The organism is Vibrio sp. OPT18, from assembly GCF_015163615.1.
Lineage (GTDB): Bacteria > Pseudomonadota > Gammaproteobacteria > Enterobacterales > Vibrionaceae > Vibrio > Vibrio coralliirubri.
The window spans coordinates 31,877-34,668 of record NZ_JADDYK010000063.1 but is presented as its reverse complement, the minus strand read 5'-3'; the positions used below and the strand labels follow the sequence as shown (position 1 = coordinate 34,668).

General features: G+C 46.2%; 2 protein-coding genes and 1 pseudogene. All 3 read left to right on the top strand.

Features of this window, described 5'->3' with window-relative positions; all coding sequences use genetic code 11:
* Positions 1-1,985, top strand: a 1,985-nt coding sequence (locus IQQ51_RS17290) for an MMPL family transporter (RefSeq protein ID WP_228012954.1), incomplete at its 5' end; no start/stop codon positions are given.
* A complete protein-coding gene (locus IQQ51_RS17285; protein ID WP_193841655.1) occupies positions 1,982-2,605 on the top strand; it encodes a DUF3261 domain-containing protein in 624 nt (207 codons plus the stop codon). The genes IQQ51_RS17290 and IQQ51_RS17285, both read left to right, overlap by 4 nt.
* 5 nt (positions 2,606-2,610) lie before the next feature.
* Positions 2,611-2,792, top strand: a pseudogene (locus IQQ51_RS27280) (beta-ketoacyl-ACP synthase); the annotation flags it as partial.

The window sequence follows — 2,792 nt, the reverse complement described above, 5'->3', positions numbered from 1 at the left end:
AACTGCTTACCCAGCAACAAAAAGAGACGCTGACCCACTCTCCTGATTCACGAGCTCAATACGTCATTCAGTCTCTGTACAATCCGTTCTCAGGCGTCACTGCAGCCGAACTGTCGATGGATCCATTTCTACTATTTCGCGACTACATCAGTGCTGTTGGCGTTCAATCAAGTAACTTTGTTCTGAAAGAGGGATACCTCACCGCTCAATCTAATGACCAAACTCATATTTTGGTCACGGCGACTTTGGCGGGTTCACCTTATAGCTTGGCCATTCAAGAGCAACTTCCCGATCTTGATTCAATTGAGCGCGAGATCGAAAAGCAGTTTGGCGTCAAAGTGCAGCATACCGGTGTGGTGTTCTACGCCAATTACGGTACCGAAAGTGCGAAATCAGAAATCAGTACCATTGGTTTGGGCTCTTTGGCAGGTGTTATTTTATTGGTGTGGCTGACGTTTCGTAGTGCCCTACCACTTGCCTTATCTTTGCTATCAATCAGTACTGGGTTATTGGTTGCGCTGGCAAGCACCGTCGCTATCTTCGGCAAAGTTCACCTGTTTAGTTTGGTATTCGGTGCTAGCTTGATTGGCGTATCGATCGATTACTCCTTTCACTACCTGACTGACCGCTTGGCAGCTGGAAGTCAATGGCAAAGTGACAAAGGCTTGAAGCACATTCTCATTGCGATCACCTTGGGTCTTATCACCAGTTTGATTGGCTACTTAGGTTTGCTGGTCGCGCCTTTCCCGGGATTGCAGCAACTTGCTCTGTTTTCGTCGATTGGGCTGATCACAGCTTACGCCAGTGTGGTGTGTTGGTATCCCGTTTTAGCGGCAAAACCAAGCCAAGAACGCCCTCTTCCCTTGTCCAAGCTTTGGCATACTTGGTTAAGCCTCTGGAGCAACCAAAAATTTAGAACTGGCTTACCGTTAACTGTGACTGTCTTGAGCCTGATATCACTCAGTCAAATTCGTTACGACGACGATATTCGCCAACTTCAGGCGATGCCAGAGCAACTCAAACAGCAAGAGCAAGCCATTACTGAAATCTCAGGGTTAGGCAGTGGTCAAAATATGCTTTTGGTAACTGCTAAGAGCGACCAAAAGCTTCTCAAAAAACTGGCAGAAATCACCACAAGCTTAGATTCTCTAGTCGATAGCCAAGCTATCTCAGGGTATCGCAGCATCAATCAACAGTTGCTAAGCGAACAAGAGCAACATGATAACTATCAATTGGTTGAACAACTTTATAGCCAACAAAGCCATATCTTACAGAACACTCTTGGTTGGCCTAGCTTTCCAGAGCTACCTAAGTTCGAGCCCATCACGGTATCTGGATTTTTAGAATCACCAGTGTCAGAACCTGTTCGACCACTTTGGTTAAAACCTATCGACGGACAAGCGGCGTCAGTCATTTTGATCAAAGACGTCACAAATTCAGAACTGTTCTCTCAATGGCTGGATTCAGACTTTGCTCAACAACAGGGTGTGAAATACCTCAATAAAGCCGATGAAATCTCATCTCTTTTTGCTGAGTACCGCGTCAAAATTACCGAGCTGTTATTGGTTGCACTCGCTGCTATTGGCATGGTGCTAGGTTGGCGATATGGCGTGAAACAAAGCCTATTGATGCTTCTGCCATCTCTAATTGCAGGTGTCGCAGGGTTAGCGGTGACTGGCGTTTTAGGCTCAACACTGAACCTATTTAATCTGCTTGGTTTGATTCTGATTTTAGGTATTGGTATCGACTACACCCTGTTCTTTGCGGAGCAGAAAAAGTCGCTGAGCACCCTATTAGCGATCACCTTGTCTGGCCTCACGACACTGCTGTCATTCGGCTTACTGTCACTGAGTCAGACTCATGCGATTCATAGCTTCGGTATTACCGTGTTAACCGGTATTTTTGTGGCATGGCTGCTTTCTCCACTCGCGATCAACAGTAGTAAAAACGTAGAAGGACCAATTACTCGAGAGGCTTTTAGATGATCCAGACATTAAAGGTAACCTTCGCCATACTAGTGGGCATTCTAATGAGTGCCTGCTCGATGGTTTCTCAGCAGCCAAGTGGTGCGAGCGTGTCTATCGATCAAGACACCGATCTAGCACTACCACTGCCAGCTGAACTGGGATACTCATTAACAGCCAGTCAGTTGATTAGCGCTACGTGGGAAAATGATACACAGCAGCTTCCGGTTCAAGTCGAAGTCACACCGGGTAAAGTGGTTTTGGCGGGGTTCTCCTCTTGGGGTACTCGCATTCTATCGCTGCAATACCAGAATCAAGTAATTGATACGCAGGTTTTGTCTGGGCTTGGCGCAACTTTGCCACAACCTGAACAGGTGCTATTTAATTTAATGCTTACCTTATGGCCGGCTGAAGCATGGGCTCAGCCTTTACAAAGCATAGGTTGGCACCTAGTCGATACCGACAAAACAAGAACCGTATTTGATGAAAACCAACAGGCAATCATTCAAATTGATTACCAAACAGATCCTGGTACACACAAAACGGCAGGCGACATTGTTTTCAAACATTTGACCCAGGGCTACAACATCACCATACAAACGTTGAACTCAACGATTATCGACAATCCAAGTAAGAGTTGAACACTATGCCTATTTACATCCAAGACTGTGGTTTCCACTCAGCGCTAGGCTCTGAGGTTACCGATATTCATGGCTGTCTGAAAGACGAGCGTGAATCAAATATGGTCGAAGTGCACGATATACTGAACGATGGTAAACATACTGTCGTTGGTCAGATCGCGGGTGAACTACCACCGATTCCTTCAGA

Bases quoted from the DNA above. Each gene is read 5' to 3' on its own strand.
- IQQ51_RS17285 (WP_193841655.1), top strand. From the start codon at position 1,982: ATGATCCAGACATTAAAGGTAACCTTCGCCATACTAGTGGGCATTCTA.